At 36.0% G+C, this 22,445-nt stretch carries 14 protein-coding genes and 1 pseudogene; 7 read left to right on the top strand and 8 right to left on the bottom strand.

All coding sequences use genetic code 11. The features are described from left to right. Nucleotides 1–17: 17 nt before the first annotated feature. A complete protein-coding gene (locus tag FFO06_RS07380; protein WP_137907459.1) occupies nucleotides 18–5,465 on the bottom strand; it encodes a translocation/assembly module TamB domain-containing protein in 5,448 nt (1,815 codons plus the stop codon). 681 nt (nucleotides 5,466–6,146) lie between these two features. On the opposite strand from FFO06_RS07380, the gene FFO06_RS07375 reads away from it, so the two are divergent. Next, complete coding sequence (locus FFO06_RS07375; protein ID WP_137907458.1) at nucleotides 6,147–6,566, top strand: DUF3110 domain-containing protein; 420 nt, start codon at nucleotides 6,147–6,149, stop codon at nucleotides 6,564–6,566. A gap of 144 nt (nucleotides 6,567–6,710) precedes the next feature. Then, nucleotides 6,711–7,649 carry an N-acetylmuramic acid 6-phosphate etherase gene (gene murQ, locus FFO06_RS07370; RefSeq protein ID WP_137907457.1) on the top strand — a complete coding sequence of 313 codons (939 nt, stop codon included), beginning with the start codon at nucleotides 6,711–6,713 and terminating at the stop codon, nucleotides 7,647–7,649. Nucleotides 7,650–7,684: 35 nt separating this feature from the next. Here murQ and FFO06_RS07365 read toward each other — a convergent pair whose 3' ends face one another. The 3 genes from FFO06_RS07365 to FFO06_RS07355 form a co-directional block, all read right to left on the bottom strand. Continuing rightward, the gene (locus FFO06_RS07365) at nucleotides 7,685–8,575 is read right to left on the bottom strand and encodes an ABC transporter permease (RefSeq protein ID WP_137907456.1); all 891 of its coding nucleotides are present in this window, start codon (nucleotides 8,573–8,575) and stop codon (nucleotides 7,685–7,687) included. A gap of 222 nt (nucleotides 8,576–8,797) precedes the next feature. Then, nucleotides 8,798–9,880 (bottom strand): polyamine ABC transporter substrate-binding protein, encoded by a 1,083-nt coding sequence (locus FFO06_RS07360; RefSeq protein WP_137907455.1) that lies wholly within the window; start codon nucleotides 9,878–9,880, stop codon nucleotides 8,798–8,800. A 103-nt stretch (nucleotides 9,881–9,983) separates the two neighbouring features. Further along, nucleotides 9,984–11,123 carry an ABC transporter ATP-binding protein gene (locus tag FFO06_RS07355; RefSeq protein ID WP_137907454.1) on the bottom strand — a complete coding sequence of 380 codons (1,140 nt, stop codon included), beginning with the start codon at nucleotides 11,121–11,123 and terminating at the stop codon, nucleotides 9,984–9,986. An 89-nt stretch (nucleotides 11,124–11,212) separates the two neighbouring features. Here FFO06_RS07355 and mrdA point away from each other — a divergent pair, with 89 nt between their 5' ends. Continuing rightward, nucleotides 11,213–12,991, top strand: a complete 1,779-nt coding sequence (gene mrdA, locus FFO06_RS07350; RefSeq protein WP_137907453.1) for a penicillin-binding protein 2 — start codon at nucleotides 11,213–11,215, stop codon at nucleotides 12,989–12,991. A gap of 94 nt (nucleotides 12,992–13,085) precedes the next feature. On the opposite strand, the gene cysS is transcribed toward mrdA, so the two are convergent. Then, complete coding sequence (cysS, locus tag FFO06_RS07345) at nucleotides 13,086–14,552, bottom strand: cysteine--tRNA ligase (RefSeq protein WP_137907452.1); 1,467 nt, start codon at nucleotides 14,550–14,552, stop codon at nucleotides 13,086–13,088. A gap of 209 nt (nucleotides 14,553–14,761) precedes the next feature. Here cysS and FFO06_RS07340 point away from each other — a divergent pair, with 209 nt between their 5' ends. Together FFO06_RS07340 and FFO06_RS07335 are read left to right on the top strand one after the other, a co-directional pair. Continuing rightward, on the top strand, nucleotides 14,762–15,379 hold the full coding sequence (locus FFO06_RS07340) for a Uma2 family endonuclease (RefSeq protein ID WP_137907451.1): 618 nt from the start codon (nucleotides 14,762–14,764) through the stop codon (nucleotides 15,377–15,379). An 84-nt stretch (nucleotides 15,380–15,463) separates the two neighbouring features. Next, nucleotides 15,464–16,573 carry a CobW family GTP-binding protein gene (locus tag FFO06_RS07335; protein WP_137907450.1) on the top strand — a complete coding sequence of 370 codons (1,110 nt, stop codon included), beginning with the start codon at nucleotides 15,464–15,466 and terminating at the stop codon, nucleotides 16,571–16,573. Nucleotides 16,574–16,703: 130 nt separating this feature from the next. Here the strand turns inward: FFO06_RS07335 and FFO06_RS07330 are convergent, their stop codons facing one another. Further along, nucleotides 16,704–20,108 carry a helicase-related protein gene (locus FFO06_RS07330; RefSeq protein ID WP_137907449.1) on the bottom strand — a complete coding sequence of 1,135 codons (3,405 nt, stop codon included), beginning with the start codon at nucleotides 20,106–20,108 and terminating at the stop codon, nucleotides 16,704–16,706. 127 nt (nucleotides 20,109–20,235) lie between these two features. Then, the gene (locus FFO06_RS07325) at nucleotides 20,236–20,496 is read right to left on the bottom strand and encodes a hypothetical protein (RefSeq protein ID WP_137907448.1); all 261 of its coding nucleotides are present in this window, start codon (nucleotides 20,494–20,496) and stop codon (nucleotides 20,236–20,238) included. Between the two features lie 191 nt (nucleotides 20,497–20,687). Between FFO06_RS07325 and FFO06_RS07320 the strand changes: the two genes are divergently transcribed. Then, the gene (locus tag FFO06_RS07320; protein WP_137907447.1) at nucleotides 20,688–20,930 is read left to right on the top strand and encodes a type II toxin-antitoxin system RelN family antitoxin; all 243 of its coding nucleotides are present in this window, start codon (nucleotides 20,688–20,690) and stop codon (nucleotides 20,928–20,930) included. 52 nt (nucleotides 20,931–20,982) lie between these two features. Further along, nucleotides 20,983–21,267 carry a type II toxin-antitoxin system RelE/ParE family toxin gene (locus FFO06_RS07315; RefSeq protein ID WP_306420194.1) on the top strand — a complete coding sequence of 95 codons (285 nt, stop codon included), beginning with the start codon at nucleotides 20,983–20,985 and terminating at the stop codon, nucleotides 21,265–21,267. A 73-nt stretch (nucleotides 21,268–21,340) separates the two neighbouring features. Here FFO06_RS07315 and FFO06_RS21130 read toward each other — a convergent pair. Further along, nucleotides 21,341–22,445, bottom strand: a pseudogene (locus FFO06_RS21130) (Eco57I restriction-modification methylase domain-containing protein); the annotation flags it as partial.

Here is a 22,445-nt window from a genome sequence, read left to right as displayed (position 1 = left end):
TGTTAGGTGTTAATTTTTTAAAACTTCCGTTCAAACTCAATTACAGCGCGACTATCATCCGTTAAATTAGTAGAAGAACGGAGACGAAGTTCATTATTTATTCGGTAATTAATCCCCCATTGTAAAGGATCACTAGCAGTCAATATCTTAATAGTAGAAAGGGAAAACTTCGGAGAAATATCAACTCCTGCTTCTAAAGCCAATTCTAAAGATGAGTTATTTCTCCCTGCTTCTGGCCTTTGGGAAAGAATAGTGGGAAATACTCTTAATTCGCTTAAACCAAAAGCATCACCAATTTGATTAAATGCACCTTGGAAATTACTAAAAACGGCCGAACCAGCAATATTAATTAAACCCAGTTTAATGTCACCACGTTCTTTAGTATCAATGAACCCACCCCCTAATAAAGTGACAATTTGTGCTTCTGAACGTGAAGGATTGCTTTTGAGTTGCAAATTCTCATTGATTTGAGTAGCTAAACCATTAATACTTGCTTCGACTCGAACTGTTTCTAAACCCGATAAACCTAAAGAACCTACAGAATTTTGTCGGCCAATATCGTTATTTTGAACTACATCTAGAATTTTAGCAAATAGACGAATATCCAAATAAGGGTCACGGGGTTGACTAGAAACAAAAGTAGCGGTATGTTCATAACCTCGTGCTAAACCTAATTGGGTCGTGAATAAATTCACCGCACCTTTAGTTAGTTTAATAGTTCCTTCCGGTACGGGTTCAGTTAAAGAACCATTAACAATTAAATCCCCAGCAGCTTGGAACTTAAAAAGCGGTGGACTAGTAATTTGTACATTTTTACCTAAGTTCAATTCTAACTTATTTAACTTGGTAATTTTATTTTCTACCTCTGGAGATCTTTGAGAAATGCTGATTTTACCATTTGAGGAATTAACATTTTTAGATTCTGCTAACAATACTTGACCATCAAATAATTCTATCTTACCACCAATTACAGGTTGCAGAAGAGAACCTGTAATTTTTACATTACCACTAGCACCCCCTTGATATAATCCCTTGAGATTTAAAGCCAATTGTTCTAAATTAACAGTCAGTGCATTTTCTGTTTTAATATTTTGACTAGTAAAAATTGGTAGCTCTCCCACCACTTCAACTTTACCATTACTAAATCTACCTTCAAGACTGTCTACAAATACTCGGTTTAAATCAAACTCTGCACTACCATTTATATTGGTTAACTTTCCTGGTAATGCTTGAGCGCTAAAGGTAGCATTACTCAAGGAAGCTTTACCTTCAACCAAGGGGTTTTTTAAAGTTCCCGAAACTTTTAAATCTAATTCTCCTTGTCCATTTTCAAAAGCTACTTCATTAGTAAAAAGATTTAGAAGTGTTAAACCTTCGTTTTTGACTTTCACATCTAAGGTAATTTGATTACCCTCGGATTTTCTAGTCGCAAAAGGTATTTCATAAGGAATACTCCCCGAAATTTCAGTTCCAGATTCTTTCCCCGTTCCTGAGACATTGCTACTAAAGTTTAATCTTCCATTAGCATAATTGAAAGTAGCGTTGGTTGATGCTATTTGTTTTTGATTAATTGTTCCTTCTGTAATGTTTAATTCTCCTATAGCTTGAGGATTATTAATACTACCTGCTATTGCTGTCGTTAAATTCAGTTTACCTCCAATTCCCACTGGTAGTTTCACTAAATCATTTACTCGCCCAAGAGGAAAATTTTCTACTGTCAATTTACCTGATTGTTTACTATTACCAATGTTACCTGTAAAGGTAATTAACTTTTGCTGAGATTGAATTTGTAAAGGTTGTAAACGGAAAATTCCCTCTTCTAAACTACCCTTAACTACTACTTTTTCCACCGCATAAAATCGGCTTGGTTCTGTTGGTTTACCCCAAGTAAAGTTTTGTCCTTGCAGGTTAAATTTCACTCTTGGTTGGTCGGTGGTAGCAGTATTAATACTGATACCACCGTTTAAAATCCCTTTTAAGTCTCTTAATTCTGGTATGGGTGTAGCATTTATCCGTTTTTGTTCTTGGGCAGTTACCAGGGCATTAATTTCCGATAACCTTTGAATTTGGCTGAATAAGGACTGATTTGGTAATTTTTGGGATTGAGCGGTTAACTCCTCAGCTTTGCCGTATTTTGGTGCTTTTAAACCACGTTGCAAGTCTTGAAGTTCAAATATTTGGGCAACATTAAGAATGTCTTGAATATTACCTTTGTCAATTTTGATGTTTGCTCGCAGTTGGGGTTTTTTAGTCCATGGTCTGATGTTTGCATCAAAGTTATATCTGCTTTCACCTTTGCGAAATTCGCTATTACCGAGAATAAATGTTTGATTATCATAGCGTAGTTGGGTTTGAAAGCGATCGCCTTTAATGCGGCCAATTTCTGGTTTCTCAATGGCTATATTCCCCTCTGTCGCTAATGTCTGGGAATTAATTTGTAAATTTCCACTTAATAATCCCCCCACACCTCCCGGACTTAATAGTGTATCATCTGGTAAAATTATATTTAATGCTCCTAATGGTAGATTAGTCATACCCACGGCTAAGTTACCATCTGTTTCTATACCTGATAACAATGCTTGTTGCCACTTGACTAAAAAAGATTTAGGACGATTATTACTATCTAATTTAAATGCTATACGCTCTTTTCCACCTGCAACATCTAAGGTTACTCCCTGTCCTGATACAGCTTGAACACTACCAGTTAGAGATGGTTCAAATGCCAATTTTTGAAGTCTTAAATCTGTAAATCCCAATTTACCTGTAATATTTGGTGCAGTGGGTTTTCCTCTCAACTGGCCACTAAAATCCAGATTTCCAGCAATATCTACGTTTTTAGGTAATTTAATGGGCAATTTTTGTAGATTATAATTATTTACATCTAAGTTTAAATTCATATCCGTAATTTCGGGAATCCCTACTTTTTCGGCATTAGCTAATAAATAACCTTTAACTTGGAAATTACCATTATTATAACTATCTATAGTTAGCTTTTTTCCATTCCAACCAATATATAACCAAATAGGTGGATCAATACCTGGCAAACCTCTATTAAATCGCAGTTGACCAACAGCAGCAATATCTGCTAATTTGGGAGTGGCTAAAGTTCCCGCTAGTTGTAATTTCCCTGTCAACTGTCCTTGTAACTGCTGACCAAAAGAGCGCAATTCTAACCCAGAAGTAGCCAAAGAAGCCTGATAATTTCCATCGTTAACTCGAATATCAGAGACCATAACCGTTCCGCTAGGAAGTTTCAATCTCCCTTTTCCCTCTCCCTGAATAGTTTCAGGTTGGAATGACTCCACAGAACCCCCTACCTGTAATTCACCTGTGATATTTCCTTGCCATGGGGATGGTACAGGTGCTAAACTAAGTAAGGATACATTATCAGCTTGAATTTTCGCCTCATAGCGACCTTCCGCAACTTGAATATTCCCAGCTTTAATTTTCCCCCCTCCCACAGATAAAAAGGCCTCACCCAATGCTGTGAGGGTTTTGAGTTGGAAATTTTCCCGATTACCCCCAATCATGAATTTACCTGTGAGGGGATAATTTAAAATCGGGTTGGTTTGTTTTTGTTTTAATATTGTGCCTAAGCGTAAATTTCTCCCTAGTAACAAGGCTGTGAAATTTTGCTCTTGTAAATTGATTTGGGCTATATTGACTGTACCACCCGCAATGTTAACATTCGCATTTTCAGGGATAATTGTCTCGATTTTAAATGGTGAGGAATTTCCTGATAAACGGATATTGCCATTAAATTCCGCCCCAGTTAACGAAATATTCTCCTGTTGTTTTTGGTCTATAAAGGAGGCTAATTTAATCTTATTAGCTTGCGCTAAAGCTTGCCAACGACCATTACTATAAGTACCACTACCCCTAACTATGCCACTACCTACATTAGCAACTAGATCACGGAAGGAAACCGTCTGGTCAGAATTAATAATTGTTGTTAACCTTGCGGGATATTTAGCTTGAGGTGCTTGCAATTTTACTATAGTCTGGGTTTTATTATCCGCTCCTTTGAGTTGGGCTGTAGCTGATAATAGTCCAATGGGGAATCCTGTTTGAATATTATATACTTGAGCGATCGCATCTCCGGCTATATTTTCCCCACTCAAGTTAAAATCTAGTTGGGGTACTGCACTCAGTTTAATTGTTCCCCCACCTTTTACCTGACCTTGATATGTAGTTTTTCCTTGGATATCTGTAATTTTCAGCAGAGACTTACTGCTTATCAGTTCAAATTTACTACTAACTTTCTGAAAATCTACTTTATCAATTCGGACAGTTTTCAAACTGCTGACACTACCGGATAATACTGGCTGGGAAATTCCTCCCAATATCTGTACATCTGCTTGAGCTATCCCAGTTACAGGAACTGGTAACTTGACTTTCAGAGTAGTTTGGGCATTAGCTAAACTTACCGCATTGACACGCCCTTTTAGATTAAATCCAGCTTCCTGGTCAATTGTACCTGATGCTGTAACGGGGATTTGCCCGTAGTTGGTAATTATCTGCTCTAATTTAATCGCCAGTCCATCAAAACTGAGATTCCCTTGACTATTATTTAATAATTGAGGTATTTTAGGGATTTGTACCGTTACTCCCGCTATGGCCGCCTTACCGTATAATAAGGTTTTCCCCCTGGGAACTACTTTAATTTGCAAATCACCATTGACTCTACCAGTTTTTAAGGTTAGTGGTAAAGTGACAATTCGCGTAATATCTGCGGCAAGAATGTTTTCCGCTTGTAGTCGAAAATCCCCAACTAAAACTTTCTGAGGAATTAAATCCCCGGTAATGGAAATATTACCCCCACTGACTGCCTTACCAGCTAATTCTAATTTAATCAGACGATTTTGATTTAAGAGTTTAGCTGTGCCATTAATTCCTGAAAATGCTACTTTCTCTGGTAAAGAATTTTTTTCTAAAACCGATACTTTCGGCACTAATACTAGATTGGCATCACGAAACCGCAATTTATCCAAATCAGTTTTAATCAATGCTTTACCCGGAGGCGGAGTTATAGTAGTAGTTAACCAGCGTCCTTGGGAATCTTGTTCAATATAAATATCTGGGTTAATTAAAGTTACATCTAATCGCAGATTGCGGTTAATAACTAATTGCCAAGGATCAAATCCCACTTCAACAGCTTTTGTATTTACCTTATCTGAATCCGTATCTGTAGTTGGTATCTCTGAAGCGGCAAAACTTACCCCTGTCAGGGAAAATGACTTAACTGCTCCCAATTTGACCGGACGGTTCAGGGTGTTAGTTAGATTTTGGGTAACTAATGGTACTAAATCATCATAAACGAAATTCCGCAACCGCCAAACACCGGCAATAATTCCCAGCACCAATACAGCACCTAAAACTAGTCCACCTCGACTTAATATTGTTAACCATAGACGCTCCAACCCAGAGTTTCTGGAGTGAGAATTTTGACCAGGAGAGTTAGACATGATGTTTTCACCACAACTTATGGGATCAGGAAGCCCGCTAAATTTACGCTGCTGGATATTTGACACTCACCTTCCCCATTATACCAAAAGCTGTCTTTCTAGAACGGAGTTTTTAACCAAAATTTTCGGGAAAAAGAGTAGAAAAGGTATTGACAGAGAGTTTTTAATCGGTTATCATAGAACCGACAAGGAAGAACTATCTTCTACTTTTATGTAAATTAATATTATTTTTATCACGCACAGGCGCGGATGGTTGGCACTTTTTCGAGAAAAAGAGTATAAAAGATGTTGACAAAGAGTTTTTAATATGTTATTATCAAACGGACGAGGAAGAACTATCTTCTGATAATTTTATAAATATATGGCAAACAAGCCCAAGCAGATTATATCAAGAATTATTTTAAAAAAAATAGTTGAGAAAGTCAAGCCCGAAAATGAACTTTTTTCGTCGAGTTATTGAGAATATTCTCAAGATTATTGAGAATAGAGGGGCAATTATTCAACTTGACCTTTTTTTGTCAAATTCCTATTTAAAAAACTTATAGTTAATTAACTATATGATTGGAAAATCTTTTAGTTTAGCTGTGAGTCCTGAAAATCGGACAAAAATGATCTCAGACTTTTGCAAATGCACAACCTAGAACTTTAATATAAGTTAGACAAGAAATTAAAGGATGGATAATGCGTGTTTTTGTACTAATTTTTAATGCTGGTACGGACAATGAGGGCATTCACAGCGTTCGGATTACCAATGGCCAAGGGTTAGAAGGTAATCAAATCCTCATGTTTGAATCAGAAGATGATGCTACTCGCTATGCTTTAATGTTGGAAGCTCAAGACTTCGCTGTACCGACAGTGGAAATGATGGATGCTGCTGATGTTCAGGAATTTTGCGAAAGTGCCGGCTATGATTGGGAAATTATCTCCGAAAATAGTGAGTTAGCGATTCCTCCAGCAATAAACGTGGAAGAAACTGACTGGCAAGCTGAAGCCGAAATAGGGTACACTAGGAAAGATTTCCTGGCCACAGGTCCATCTGTACCAGAAATTGCTAATTCTGATTTAGACAGCATTCGTCGTCAACTGGAAGGGCTATTATGATTTGTCATGGATCATTAGTCATGATCAGTAAGTCAACCACCCACCACTAATCAGAGTACCGATATAGTGCGGGTCTCCTGGGAGGTTTAGATGACAACTGACTATTGATTTGTTACCACTGACCAAGAATATAGACTACACAAAATGACAAATTTCCAGGAACGCGGCCATCTACTCACAGAACAAGTTAATCCTCATAGTCTCAATCTAGACCAACTCAATTCCCTGGAATTGGTGGAGTTATTTAATCATGAAGACCAAAAAGCAGTAGCCGCAGTAGCAGAGGCTAAAGTTGAATTAGCAGCAGCTATTGATTTGACAGCGGACAGGTTGCGTCAAGGAGGACGTTTATTTTACGTGGGTGCAGGGACAAGTGGTAGATTGGGAGTATTAGATGCTGCTGAATGTCCACCTACTTTCTGCACTCCGGCCGAGTTGGTACAGGGGATTATTGCCGGTGGCGCTGGTGCATTGGTTCGCAGTTCTGAGGATTTAGAAGATCGATCTGAAGATGGGGAAAGTGCCATTTCTCAACGACAAATTACCCAACTAGATGTGGTCGTCGGCATTACTGCCGGAGGAACAACACCTTTTGTTCACGGTGCTATTAATGCTGCTCGTCAACGCGGAGCTAAAACTATTTTTATAGCTTGTGTCCCCGCTGAACAAGTCACTATTGAAGTTGATATTGATATCCGTTTGTTAACAGGTCCAGAAATTTTGGCTGGTTCTACTCGTTTGAAAGCGGGAACTGTAACAAAATTGGCTTTAAATACTCTCTCCACTGGGGTAATGGTCAAACTCGGTAAGGTCTATGGTAATCGCATGGTTGATGTCGCTGTGACTAATCAAAAGTTACGCGATCGCGCTTTACGGATTCTACAAGACTTGACGGGATTAAGTCGAGAAGCGGCGGGTTTCTTACTGGAACGCAGCGGTAAATGGGTGAAGTTGTCCTTATTAATGCACTGGACGGGTTTAGATCAGGAAGCGGGTAAGGAACTACTAGCTGCACATTTGGGTAATCTCCGTCAGGCTGTAACTAGTTATAATCAAGATCATAATTCGGGTGTTGGTAAATGAAAGTGTGAAGAGGTAGGGCTATGGTTTAATTGCTGTTATTTTTTAGGTGTTGCTTCACCAAATTTAATGACAAGGGAAATTGATATACTCACTATCAAAATCAATGTCATACTTAAAGCTGAACCAAAACCCCAATTTTGAGTAGCACCAAGAAACTGATTATAAACTAATCTGGCCGCTGTCATGCTGGAAGCACCTCCTAATAATTCGGGGTCAATAAAATCCCCTAATGCAGTAATAAAAACTAGCAATGAACCAGCCGCAATACCCGGTAAAACTTGAGGTACGGTCACTTTTAAAAAAGTTTGGATGGAATTTGCACCTAAATCAGCAGCAGCTTCTAATAGTCTTTTATCTAATTTTTCTAAGGAAGCATACAAAATTAATACCATGTAGGGTAATAGGCTGTAACTCATACCAATTAATACGGCTAAATTACTATTGAGAATATCTAAAATTGGTAAACCAATACTGGTTAACAAACTATTTAATAATCCGCTGGGACGCAAAATAGTAATCCATGCGTAAGAACGTAATAAAGAAGAAGTCCATAAAGGTAATACAAAAGCTAATACTAACAAATTTTGCCAGCGATTTGGTACTATTACAGCAATCCAATAAGCAACGGGAAAACCTAACATTAAGGTGATAATAGTAGTACCAAAGGCAAAAAAAAGTGAGTTGAATATCACTTTTAAATAAATCGGTGCAAAAATGTGAATATAATTACTAATACCACTGGGATTTACTAAATCACCAGGACGAATATCTGGGACTAAGCTTAACTCAAAAATGATTAATGTTGGCAAAAGTAATAATATTAATAACCAAATACCAGATGGTGCTAGTAATGTCAAGGGAGGTAGCCAATTTTTCCAAGCTGTTTGTAATTTGTCGGTTTTTTTCAGGTTGTTAGTAGATTCCATTTGAGTATGAGGATTTGGTGATTTTTGATGAGGATTACCCCACAAGGGTTATATATTTAACATTTAACATTTAACATTTAAAATTGGCTGAATATGCCATTTTTCTGTAGTTGGGTTTTGTGCTGTAACTGACCGATAAATCTAACCACAGAGGCACAGAGAACACAGAGGTAAGAGGTAAGGAGATGATGTTTGACTTTATCATTAATTTTTTTATGTTAGTTATGTTAGTAATTGTGTCCAATATCTATCATAGATTTCTTCAAATTTTCCCAAGGGGGTAATCCGTTCACATTTTGCTAAAATTGATTCGGGAGGAAATAAATTGCTGTTCTGTTGAATTTTCTGTGGTAATTGCTCAAATGCTGCTCTATTAGGGGTAGAAATATATAATCTTTGGGCAATTTTGGCGGCTATGTCTGGTTGTAAAATTAAGTTGATCCAAGCGTAAGCACCAGCTAGATTAGGGTTGGATTTAGGAATGACAATGGTATCTGTCCATAATGAAGAACCACTACGCGGAATGACAAATTTTAGTTTGGGGTTTTCTTTAGAAATTCTCACCGCGTCTGCAGAATAACACATCGCAATTAATAGGTCTCCTGCTAGGATTTTATTTTGCCAAGCATCTGTGTCAAACGCAGCAATGGCAGGTTTGAGCAATTTTAATTTTTGATATGCTTGTTTTATTTCATTTTCATTTTGTGAATTATAGGAGTATCCTAACATTCTCAAGGTTGCACCTATCACTTCCCGGACATCGTTGAGTAAGGTAATCCGTTTATTTAATTTATCTCGATTTTGCCACAGATATTCCCAATCTTCGGGAGGATTTGAGAGTTTTTCTGAGTTGTATAATAACCCTGTTGTTCCCCAATTAAAGGGAATACTATAACGGTTTTTGGGGTCATAAATGGGATTATTAAATTGTGGAAATAAGTTATCTAATCCGATTAATCGGTTATGATCTATTTCTGCTAATAATCCTTTTTCTGCCATTTTCTGTACCATAAAATCTGATGGATAGATAATACTATAAGTACCACTTCCTCCAGCTTGCAATTTCGCTAACATGACATCATTCGATTCATATACATCTGCTATTACTTTCATCCCTGTTTGTCTGGTAAAGGTTGTTAGTAATTCTTTATCTGTATATTGTGTCCATGTGTAAATATATAGTTTATCACTTTGATTAGGGTTAATATCTTTTGAGCCTACATTGGCTAGTCTCCAACCACAACTACCTAAAGATAAGGTGGAAAAAACTGCGATTTTTTTGAGAAGTTTACGTCTGTTAATCATTGGGGGAAATTGAGTGTTGATAATTGATTCATAAGATATTATGCTATGCTAGGAATAATTGACCACAGATAAATATGGATGATTCCTATTTCTGCGGCTCAAATTAAAGTTTGTTATTTTCACTAATAGCTAAACAGTCAGCTTTTTCCCACCAAGTATAAATGGTTGTATTCCTTTCTAGTAAGTTAGTGAATGTATTCCGTTGTAAAACATTAATGTTCATACCGTTGATTAATTCTATGGTATAATTAACATGAGTACCTGAATACATGACATTAATTAACCTTCCCGCAAAGCAGTTTATGGGTATGTTGGGTGGATATAGGGAAAGTTGGATTTTTTCGGGACGGACGCTAACTACTACATTTTGGGATTTTTCCAGGGGTGTTTGTTCGCAGCGATTCACAATCATCGTTAATCCGGTTTTAGTGGTAATTGTTACACATTCTGCGTCTATTTCGGCAATTTTACCACTAAATAAATTAGTATCACCGATGAAATCAGCTACAAAAACTGTTTGGGGACTTTCGTAAATTTGACTGGGAGTACCAATTTGTTCTATTCTGCCTTGATTCATCACGGCAATACGGTTAGATAGAGATAGCGCCTCTTCTTGATCATGTGTCACCATGATAAAGGTTAATCCTAACTCTTGGTGAAGATTGGATAGTTCAACCTGCATCTGTTTACGAAGTTTTAAGTCTAATGCTCCCAAGGGTTCATCTAATAGGACCACTGCGGGACGATTAACTAAAGCCCTTGCTAATGCTACCCGTTGTTGTTGACCACCGGAGAGTTGATGAGGAACACGCGATCGCAAGCTTTCCATTTTTACAAGTTTTAAAGCTTCCGTGACGCGACTATTAATTTCTGATTTGGATACTTTTTTTAATCGCAGTCCAAAAGCAATATTTTCCCACACATTTAAATGATTAAATAAAGCATAACTTTGAAATACTGTATTCACAGGTCGTTGATAAGGAGGAATATCGGTCATTAATTGACCCTGAATCAATAGTTTACCAGCATCAATTCTTTCAAATCCAGCAATTAAGCGCAGTGTAGTTGTCTTTCCACAACCAGATGGACCTAAAATACTAAAAAACTCTCCTTTTTTAACATTCAAATCTACACCCTGTACTGCGGGTTCTTGGTTAAAAAACTTAAATACGTTGCATAATTCAACATCAAGTGTCTGTGAGGATTTTAAATCCCTTTGATTTTTGATCGCAGTTTCAGCCATAATATCCAGTCCAATGTCCTAATCTCATATTTAATATGATTGTCAATTGTTAATTTTTCCCTGTTTAACCCAAAATTTCTTTTGGTCCTATGGCTATTTTACCACCATTGCTTAGTAGTCAAAAAAATACGCGCACAGTTGGACGTGGTGTCCAATCTACATTTGTAATTTTATTCACATTATTAATGTTATCTGGTATTGGCGCTCGATTGGTCTATTTACAAATTGTACAAGGAGGGAAACATCGTCAACGCGCAGAATCTAACCGGGTGCGGATTATTCCTAAACAACCAGAAAGGGGTAATATTTTTGACAGAAATGGCAAATTATTAGCCAGCACTCGTTATCCTCGGTCTGTATATTTATGGCCTATGGCACATAAAAAATCCTCCTGGTCTGTCGTCGGTCCACGTCTAGCGCAAATTCTGGAAATTCCCCAAGCAGAGATTGAAAAAACCCTTGAAGAATCTGCTGTTAATCCCTCTTCACTGATTCGTATTGCTCGCAACCTAAATGAAGCCCAAGTTACAGCATTAAGGGAGTATGAAAATGAACTCCCAGGTGTGGAAATAAATACGGAAGCTGTTCGTTATTATCCCTATGGCAAAGAGTTAGCTCATATACTTGGATACACCAGGGAAATTACGGCTGAACAGTTGGAAAAGAAGAAAGCCCAAGGCTACCGATTGGGTGATGTCATGGGTCAAATGGGTATAGAAAAGGCTTATGAAAAATTGTTAAGAGGTGAGTGGGGAGGTCAGCAAATAGAAGTAGATGGTAGCGGTAGACCCCTCCGAGTATTGGGAACTAAACAAGCAAAATCTGGTAATGATCTACATTTGACCATAGATTTAGAGACGCAAATAGCCGCAGAAAAGGCTTTAGGTAATCGAAATGGGGCAATAGTAGCAATTGACCCTAAAAATGGTGCTATATTAGCAATGGTGTCTCATCCCGGTTTTGACCCGAATATTTTTTCTAAACAAAAACTTTCCCAAAAAGATTGGGAAAGTCTCCAAGGTTCGGAACATCCTTTAGTTAATCGTGCTATTAGCGCCTTTCCTCCCGCTAGTACCTTTAAAATTGTCACCACCACAGCGGCGCTAGAATCGGGACAATTTTCTCCAGATACAGTATTACAAACCTATGGTTCTTTAACTATTGGTGGGACTAGATTTGGTGAATGGAATCATGCTGGTTTTGGACCATTGGGTTTTGTGGGAGCGCTACAGTGGAGTAGTGATACCTTCTTTTATCAAATTGGGAAGCGGGTTGGCGGACCGACATTGATTTCATGGACTCGTAAATATGGATTTGGTCAAAAAACTGGTTTTGAATTTACTACAGAGGAAGCTAAAGGTTTAGTTCCCGATGAGAATTGGAAACAGAAGGTATGGAAAAGAGATTGGACTGTGGGTGATACTATAAATATGTCCATTGGCCAAGGGGCTTTACAAACTACACCTTTACAAGTCGCTGTCATGTTTGCTGTACCTGCTAATGGTGGTTATCGTGTCCAACCCCATTTACTCAAAGATCATGAAGAAGCTAAAAGTTGGAGAGAATCATTAAATCTCAAACCCACAACCGTCAAGGTTTTGCGTGCGGGATTACGGAAAGTAGTTAGCGAAGGCACAGGTAAGGTATTAAATACTCCGACTCTTCCCCCAGTAGCGGGTAAAAGTGGAACTGCGGAAGCTTGGAGACGAGGAGTTAAAGAAAATCACGCTTGGTTTGGGGCTTATGCACCCGCTGATAAACCAGAAATTTTAGTGGTGGCTTTTGCTGAACATTCCGGTGGTGGTGGTGGTAGTGTAGCAGCACCTATGATTTTAGCAGTAATGGAAAAACATTTTGCTCGCAAGTAGGTAAACCACCTTTACTTTGAAAACCATAGTTTTTGGGAATTACAAAGGAAATTAAAATTTACCAGTTTAAATTTACCAGTTTAAATTTACCAGTTTAAACCCCTCTATGCCAGCGTGTTCCTTCTTTGCTATCTATTAAGGTAACGCCTTTTCTTAATAGTTGCTCACGAATTTGATCAGATTCTGCAAAGTTTTTGGCTTTTCTTGCTACCTGTCTTTTTTGAATTAACTCCTCAATATCAACATCATTTATACCATGATTAACGGGATTTTCTACTTCTGCTTGGGCGGTTAAACCTAAAACATCTGCTAATCTAATTAGAGTTTGCCATTTTTGCAGTAATTCATTGGCAGGTGTTTCTGTTTTTCCTTGATGTATAATAATATTTCCTTCCCGATTTAGTTCTTTGGCTAATTCAAAAACTATTGCTAAACCACCAGGGAAATTAAAATCATCATTCACTGCTGCTTTAAATCTCTCAACCTCCGCATTTTGGATTTGAGATTTCAGATTTTGGATCAGGTTAGATTCATCCCACTCTAATTTTTTACCATGTTGATAACCGAAAAGTAAACCTTCTTTGAGCGTATGCCAGCCATTGGTTGCTGCTAATATGCCATCATCGGTAAAATCTATGGGTTTGCGGTATTGTGCCATTAAGACAAATAATCTTACCGCCATTGGATCTATGCCACGATCTAATAATTGCCGAATTGTGATAAAATTACCCAAGGATTTGGACATTTTTTCACCGTCCACCTTGACCATACCATTGTGTAACCAATAATTGGCTAAAGGTTTGCCAGTCACAGCTTCTGATTGAGCAATTTCGTTTTCATGATGGGGGAAAATTAAATCAGCACCACCAGCATGAATATCTATTGTATCACCCAAGCGATCGCGCACCATGGCAGAACATTCTATATGCCATCCTGGGCGGCCTTTTCCCCAGGGAGACTCCCACGCAGGTTCACCGGTTTTTGCAGCCTTCCACAGGGCAAAATCAAAGGGGTATTTCTTCTTTTGATATTCCGCGTCTTCGATATTTACCCGTTCACTTGCACCAGCTTGCATATCTGCTAATTTGCGTCCTGAAAGTTTGCCATATTCGCTAAAATTCTGTACCGCATAATAGACATCACCGTCAGCGGGATAAGCAAAACCTTTATGCTCTAAATCGTGAATTAATCGCACAATCCCATTCATTGTATGTGTAGCGCGGGGATATTCGTCAGCTTCTTTAATTCCTAACCGCGACATATCCTCAAAATATGCCTGAATGTAGCGTTCTGCGACAATTTCCATGGAGGAATTTTCTTCTCTAGCCCGTTTGAGAATTTTATCATCAATATCCGTAAAATTTTGGATGTAATACACATCATAGCCGATAAACTTCAGGTATGAACGTACTATATCCCAGATAATAGACGTTCTAGCATGACCCAAATGGCAGTAATCATAAACTGTCACACCGCAGCAATACATTTTCACTTTTCCAGGTTCGACGGTGGTAAATTGCTCTTGACGACGGGTGAGAGTATTGTAAATAGATAGGGTCATAATAGAGGAATAAGGCATCTGACGATTAATAATGATAACGCAAGTTGATGACAATGGTGTCATCCCAGATTAAGATCAAGCTGCATGGAGTAAGTTTATGGATAAATTTTGTTATAGTTGAAGGTCTTAGTAGCTAATAACTAATAACTATTAACTATTAACTATTATTAGTAATACTTGCTAATCTTGTCAACAACTGGAGGTAAAGTATGATTCAAGCATTACCCAAAACTAAATCAGTCACTTTTGAGGAATTTGTGGAATGGAAACCAGAAGGAAAGTATTATGAATTACATCATGGAGTAATTATTGAAATGAATCAACCATCAGGCAAGCATGAAGGGATTATCATTTTTTTGAATAGAAAAATAAACTCAGAATCTACACGTTTAGACTTACCCTATGGTATAGCAAAAACTGTTGTAGTTAAACCACCTGAAAATCAGTCTGCTTACTCACCAGATGTTTTACTTGTAAATCCCAATAATTTAATCAATGAACCATTATGGGAAAAAGAATCTACCCTTATCCAAGGTGCATCAATTCCCTTAGTGATTGAAGTTGTGAGTACAAATTGGCGTGTTGATTATTTAACAAAAGTCAAAGATTATGAAGAAATTGGTATTCCTGAATATTGGATTGTTGATTATTTAGCATTAGGAGGAACTCCCTATATCGGAAATCCTAAACAACCAACTATTTCTATCTATGATTTAATTAATGGGGAATATCAAGTGAGTCAATTTAGAGAAAATCAAACTATAGTTTCACGTACTTTCCCCGAATTAACCTTAACTGCTAACCAAATTTTTCAAGCTGGTATGTAAATATGTTATCGTCATGCAGAATCGCCAAAATCAAGATAAAATTAAAAACACATTAAAAACACACCAAAATCCTACTTTCTGACCATGCAAACAATAGTTAATTCCGACTCTCACGCAATGGAACTTACTAAAAAAGGTTTACCAGTAACCATTATTACCGGATTTCTCGGTAGCGGTAAGACTACTTTACTTAACCATATTCTCACAAATCAGCAAGGTGTGAAAACTGCTGTTTTAGTCAATGAATTTGGGGAAATTGGTATTGATAATGAATTAATTATTTCCACTGATGAAAACATGGTGGAATTGAGTAATGGCTGCATTTGTTGTACCATTAATAATGACTTAGTTGATGCTGTTTACAAGGTTTTAGAACGGGAAGAAAAGCTAGATTATCTAGTTGTCGAAACCACTGGTTTAGCTGATCCTTTACCAGTAGCTATGACATTTCTGGGTGCAGAATTACGAGATCTAACCCGATTAGATTCTATCATTACTGTAGTTGATGCCGCTAATTATAGCTTAGATTTATTCAATTCTGAAGCTGCTTTAAGTCAAATTACTTATGGTGATGTCATTATTCTCAATAAGACAGATTTAGTTGATGAAACCACTCTACAGGAATTGGAGAAAAAAATCAATAATATTAAGGAAGGAGCGCGGATTATTCGGACTACAAAATCTCAAGTTCCACTTCCTTTAATTCTCAGTGTTGGTTTGTTTGAATCTGATAAATACTTTGATTCCCACACAGAAGAACATCATGATCATTCTAATTGTGGTCACGAACATCACGATGATCATGATCATTCTACCTGTGGACATGACCACCATGATCATGAACATCATGATCATTCTAACCATTTAGAAAATGACGGTTTTACCTCTATTTCCTTCCAAAGTGATAAACCCTTTGCTATTAGAAAATTTCAATATTTCCTAGATAATCAATTACCTACAAATGTCTTCCGTGCTAAAGGTATTATGTGGTTTGAAGAAAGTCCTCAACGTCATATTTTCCATCTTTGTGGTAAACGCTTTACTATTGATGATGATCAATGGAAGAATGAAAATAAAAAGCAAAATCAGTTAGTGCTAATTGGTCAAAATCTAGATAGTGAAACCTTACTCCAGCAACTAGAAAATTGTATTTGTTTTCCTTCTACCAGCAAAGGTAAAGGATTTGGAAAGTAATCATTAGGAAATATTTTGTAGGTTGGGTTAAGCAACAGCGTAACCCAACAAATTTAATCCCAATTTAATCCCAATTTAATCCCAATTTAATCCCAATTAAAAAACCAGAAATTATCCCAGAAATTATCATTTAACATCCTGAAAATAAACCTAATGAACAAATAATCCGCGCTTCCTGCTGTACATCTTCAGGATGAATAATACACAAAGAATTATTATCACGTAAAGAGACAATCATTGCCGCTAATTGTTCATCTGTAATTCCACTTTTCAACTGACGATTAATTTTAATCACTGTGGTTTCTTTTAAAGGATAAAGATAGATTTCCTCAACAGCTTTTTTCAAATTTTGCCAATCTTCTCCTAATGGAAATAAGGGTGTTTCCGTTCTTTTAATATAAGCATCTAATTTATAATAGGTGCGATATCTTGCACTTTTAGGACTTCCCAATTGTCCTCCCGTTGAGTTTTGCTGTTCTAAGATTAAATCAGCCCCTTGAGAGACAATTTCATGGTGTTGGGGATGTCTTTTTAAGGGGGGTGTATCCCGGTTACATCTAGCAACTCTTAATATTCTCATTTGTGATTGAGTAACGCTTTTACCTTCCCTATTTATCCACGCTAAAGCATCCGTGCCTTCAGCAGTTCGCAAATACATTAATACCCCTTGAGGATCTAAATTTGTACCTTCATATTCGCGGGTAGAATAAATCACATTAGGAAGACCTTTGATAGTTTGTTCTAAACTAGGATCAGCATCTATAGCATTTTTCCAAATTTGAAAAGCTTCCGATGTTAAATCAACTTCTCCATCATCCTCTTTATCAAAGATACCTGATTTTTCATGATAAAGATCAAGTATTTCCTGATCAGAAAGACTATCTTCAAAAAATGCTTCATCTGTTCCCACCACATTCGCATTTTGTTGTAATCTTTCACTTAATCTCCCTCGTAAATTAATTAATTCCTCTACTCCCTCCGCAGGTAAAAACGAATAACAGAGAATTTCTGAGGCTTTTTGGCCAATTCTATCTACTCTGCCAATTCTTTGAATTAAGCGAATAATTGCCCAAGGTAGGTCATAATTAATAATTATCCGACAATCCTGTAAATTTTGACCTTCACTTAAAACATCGGTAGCAATTAAAATTCTAATTTGTTGTTCCTGGAGAATATTTTGTTTATTACTTTCTGGACTAAAACGATAAGCTAATGCTGTCGGATCATTTATTTTTCCTGTCACTAATGCGGTTTGAGTGATATTGGTTTTTTCTAAACACTCCTGTAAATAACGCGCTGTATCTGCAAATTGGGTAAATATCAATATCTTCTCATTTTCATGAGTTTCCGTGATTAATTTTTGCAAAGTTTGTAATTTTTGATCTTCTTGATAATTCCATTCTCCACAATTATGTAATAACTTCAATAATGATAAAGCATCTTCGCGGAGATGTTTTTTTAATTCAGATTTGAATAATCGAGAATCTAACCATTTAAACCGTTTTTGGTACTTATTTTGATAGAGTTCATAAATAGCCTTTGCTTGACGTTTATATTCTGCTTCTTTACTTGTTAAACTGGCAAAATTCACCTCATCATTATGATCATCATTTTCTGCATGATCATCATCAGCTATTTCAAAATCTAAATTGGTAGAATTAATATTATCAGCATCTTCATCATTATTGGTAGTATCTAAAAACTCTGCATCTTGTGTACCAATAGGAATATCTAATTTATTTTCTAAAGCATGAAGATATACATAATTCCGTAAAATATGACGTTCTAAAGATTCTAAAAAAGCATTGCCACTACTTTCTAATCTTTTAAACAAATTCGTGCGACAAAAACCCATTAACCTTCTACCACCACGGGATAAACTATTTAATATCTGTTGTTGTGCTGCTGTGGGAGGTTGTTTATATTTATCTAAAGTGTAATTTCCTAAACCATAACGGGGTAATGATAAAGAATTAATAATTTCTACTACCTCACCAGAGTATAATTTTCCATAGTTATCATCATTATTAATCGTAAATTTAGCAGTTTTCGGGATACGGGTAGGAAAATAAGAACGAGTACCATTAGGAAATTGTAAATATTTACGTTCATTTATAGGGTCTGTATCAGCATAATTATTTTTAATGAAACTGCGGGTTCTTCTAATCATATAACGATTCATTAATAATTGCCAATCTTCAAAATATTCACTTTTTTCAAATGCTGCTAAAGTGCTAATATTAGTTTGGGGATGTTTGCGGTTAAACTCATGTTCACCTCCTAATTCCTTGATTAAATTATCTGGTTTAATAATTAAATTTTTATCTTCAGGAACGAATAACCGTAACTGTGCAGATAAGTCAAAATAGCTTTTATTATAGGGAGTTGCTGTTAATAAAATACAACGACTTCCACTTTGTTCTATATATTCCTTAATAGCTGCGTAACGTTGTCCTTCTCTATTTCTTAAATTATGACTTTCATCTATTAAGACTAACCGAAAACGTGCCGGAATTGTCGGTAATATTTTACCAACTTGACTAATAGAAATTACTTTAGCTGTTAACCCATATTCATCTTTATAATTTTCCCACATAGAAACGAGATTTTTTGGACAAATAATCAAGGTACTAATTCCAAGTTCCTCTTCAATAATTTTCGCTATCGCAGTTCCGACTAAGGTTTTTCCTAATCCTACCACATCACCAATCAAAACACCACCACGACGGTTAACATAATGGGCAGCAATTCGTACTGCTGCTGCTTGAAAAGGGAATAATTGAAAATCATAAGGTATAGTATATTGACTTAAACCATCTCGCGCTTCTTGAGAGAGATGATAGGCCATTTTCAGATAAACATAATAGGGAGAAATTAACTTTTCCGTTGCCCAACTTTCATCTATAATTTCTGCCAATTCATCAGAAATATCTATACAAAATCTGTCTTCCCAACGTTCATCAAACCAGGTTTGTAATTTATTGGTTGCATCATTATCTAGGATATCAACATTTAATTCTCCTTGGGTTGATAAACCAGAAAAAGTTAAATTACTACTTCCTAAAAAAGCGATCGCTTTTAAATTATGATGGCTTTGAGGCATTAAATAAAGTTTAGCATGAAGGGGACGACGTAAATAGAGTTTAACTATTACTTTTTTAGATTTTAATTGTGATTTCAGTCTTTTTAAACCCAATTCATCATCATTATTTGGTTTTCCGATCATTAATTGTTGACTAAATTCCTGGACTATGCGTTCTCTCAGGTTATTTGCGTCACCCTGGGATATGGGTTTAGGAGATATTCCTAAACCTAAAACTTGGTTAAGTTCGTCTTTGGGTAATTTCTGCATTCCAATTAATAAGCGACAACAGTTATTTTCTCCTCCGGTAAATTGTTCTATTTCTTCCTGGATTAATTTCCATCCCCGTAAGTTGAAATAACCTACACAAAAATCTGCCCTATGGGCATCTTTGAGGCTTTCTTTGAGTTGGGGTAGTAGTTTTTCGTTGATATTATCAAATATGTGTGGCATAGTTTTTTATATTATTAGTTATTTGGTTAATTGTCTGAATCAGGATATCCAGGATTTTAGGATTTTCAGGATGGGATAAATATTGGATATTATGCCACATCATCAGCTTATAATCTAAAAAAGAGTTTTATTGATCAAGAAAGTCCGCTAAAAATTCTGCTTCATCTTCTTCTCCCCATGTTCCTGCAAGATAATCTAAATCATGATCAGGATAAGAATTAGATACATTTTTTTCTGATTTTTGTAATGTGGTTTTTGATGTGTCATTTAATGACAACATACTCTTTCTTGTGTTTTTCTTCAATTCTTGAAGTAATTGATAAACTTCATTAAGTTGATCTTCTGGTAATTTATCAATTTCTGCATAAATCAATTCTTTAACAGTCATGGTTTTTACTCCGGTTGCTTGCTAATTGGGATATTATAACACATTATTTATATATTTATATCCCTGTCTTCTATGATTAATTTATCATTGATTGACAATATTAAAACAGAAGTTGGGGATCTTGATCAATGTTTACTATTATGTTTACTATAATATAGTAAAATAGTTGTAGTAATTACAGGTGAGTAAATATGATAGCGCAAGAAATAATGGCAAGGATTGATCAAAATGGTAACATTTCTTTAGATCATCCTCTGATAGTTAATAAACCAAGTCGGGTTAAATTAATCGTTTTGTTTATTGAAGATGAATTAGATGAAGATGATCAATCAAAAGCAGTTGTTTTAGAAAGTTTGAAAACCTCATTACAAGAAGCTAAAGCAGGTAAAGTTCATCCAATTTCAGAACTTTGGGAAGGTATTGATGTTGAGTGAAACACCAGTTATCGTTAATTTTACCGATAATTTTTAACAAAAAATACGCAGTTTGTCAAAAAAATATCGCCATATTCGTACTGATATTCAACCAATAATTGAAGAATTACAAAGTGGTAATTTTTTAGGTGATCAAATTGCAGGAACAGGGTATACAGTTTTGAAGGTAAGAGTTCGCAACAGTGACATTCAAAAAGGGAAAAGTAGTGGTTATCGAATTATTTATCAAATTGAATCACCTACAAATGTCCTTTTACTGTTAATTTATTCTAAACTGGAACAAACAGATGTAACAATGGATGAAATTAAGTCAGTTATGGAACTGTTTCAAGCATGATCTTAGTTTTAATCTTAATCCGTTTTTATTTATAAATTGTCGGGGTAATTCATGAATTACCCCTACTTTAACGTTATTTAACCATTTCCCGATAAGCATTTAAAGCCGCATTTTTCACTTCTTCTGCTACTATGGGAAAGGTACTCAATATATGACTAAATTCTGTTTCTGTTAATCCATATAAATGGGCAATTATTCCATCTAATTCGGCGCGGATTTTACCCCTTTCTCTCTCGTCTGTAATTCCGTTTTCATGACTTGTTAATCCTACTTCTTTCGCTAATTCATCATACTCTGCTGTGGTACAGATTAGTTTGGCTGCACGTTCTACTATTTCTTGAAAATATGGGTCTTTTTCTGTTAATCTGGGTACTGGTGTTTGATAGACAATAAAAAATGTTAAATTAGTGGTTACTCTTTGTCTTAAAGAATAATCAGCAACAAAACTATTGAAAATTGTTAGTAAAAATAATTCTGATTTATAATCTAGTGAGTTGTCGGATTTAATAATAGCTGTTGGTAGTTTATGATTACAAAAAATGTTAGTATGTAACATTGTTGCAATCATTGTTCTTTCATTTGTACTGCTTGCAATATCCCTAAACCCTAATCTATAACACTGATAATATAATTTTTGTCCGTTATCAATTTTACCTCTTTTTAATAATGCTTGTCTAGCTTCTTTCTCGTCTAACCAGTATTTAGCTTTTCCCCAACTATGATTAAATTGATGAATCATTTTCCCCTCATATAAAGGTAATCTTCCCTTTCCCGGTTCAGTTTTAAACAAATGACTATCATTAGTCATGTGAAACTCATTAGTTAACTTTAAATTCCACTTATCCTGAATTTCCTCCCCCAACAACGGAAAGCAACTCATTTTTTCAGCTATGAAAATATCTAAATCAGTTTTAAACTCCATAACCGAAATAGAATCAGGAGATAAGCGTTTAATTAAATCTACAGAAATATGAATACAATCATCATCAGGAAAACTATTTAATTCTCCCACATCATGACGCATAAACCTAGCCGGAAAAGATAAAGTTTGATTACCATTTTCAAAAGTCAAAACCACAAACTTAAAGCGACTATCAACATTTTCAAAAATAGCCTTTCTATTTTCAAAACAGAATAACCCAGTGATCTTAGTTTGCGAAAACAACATTTCCCGTAAT

It is taken from the genome of Dolichospermum planctonicum (assembly GCF_005402965.1).
In the GTDB taxonomy this organism is placed as follows: domain Bacteria; phylum Cyanobacteriota; class Cyanobacteriia; order Cyanobacteriales; family Nostocaceae; genus Dolichospermum; species Dolichospermum planctonicum.
The sequence above is the reverse complement of the archived record's forward strand: the minus strand, read 5'-3'. Positions and strand labels throughout refer to the sequence as shown.